Origin of the sequence: Halorubrum sp. SS7, assembly GCF_005435055.1 — an archaeon.
Classification (GTDB): domain Archaea; phylum Halobacteriota; class Halobacteria; order Halobacteriales; family Haloferacaceae; genus Halorubrum; species Halorubrum salinarum.
Window position 1 is genome coordinate 1 of the sequence record NZ_SGXV01000103.1, and the last position, 756, is coordinate 756.

Here is a 756-nt window from a genome sequence, read left to right on the forward strand (position 1 = left end):
GCGCATCTCCTCAGTGCGCTCTGTTTAGCGCTTCGGTTTTCTCCCAACAGCTATTTTCAACAGCAATGGGTCAGATGACGATTAGCAGTTTACACTGAACGACTGTAGCGAGTATCGTGATCAGAAGGGGCCGAACAATTCGTGTAACTTCTCGCGTAGGTGTTGCGAGGCTGACTCCCACGTGTACTGTTCATTCGCGAGTCGCCGACCCGCCGCACCGAGTTCCTTTGATCGTTTCGGCTCCTCCCGAAGTGTATCGATCGCCGCGGCGAACTCGTCGATTTCCGCGACGACTACTTCTTTATCACCACAAACCTCTAGCCCCCTGACGCCGAATGGAGTGGAGACCACTGGGAGACTCCGAGCGAAGTAGTCGATGAGTTTGATATTCGTACCCCCGCCGGAGCGCATCGGATTTAAGGCGATGTCCGCGGCGTCGAAATGCGCCTCGAAATCCTCCTCGACGTAACCAGTCGTAGTTAGGTTCCCCGGGAGTCGATCCGCGCTGAGTGAATTCCCGACACTTCCGAGTACGAGAAAGTGAACGGGTGGTGTTCGATCCCGCATTTCCAGTGCGATGTCGCAGACGCTCTTCGCTGCCTCGACGTTCGGCTTGTAGTTACTGCCCATGAAGAGACATACTGTGGCATCCGCCGGAATCTCGTATCGCTCTCGAATCTGTTTGGCACGGTCGCTGTCCGGGCGATGTTCGCGAAGATCGTCTTCGTAAGTTCCGTTCGGAGCGACAAGGATCGG

1 protein-coding gene is annotated in these 756 nt (G+C 55.7%); it reads right to left on the reverse strand.

From position 1 onward, the window contains the following. Positions 1-120: 120 nt before the first annotated feature. A partial coding sequence (locus EXE44_RS20920; RefSeq protein ID WP_206750397.1) for a glycosyltransferase occupies positions 121-756 on the reverse strand: 636 nt, incomplete at its 5' end.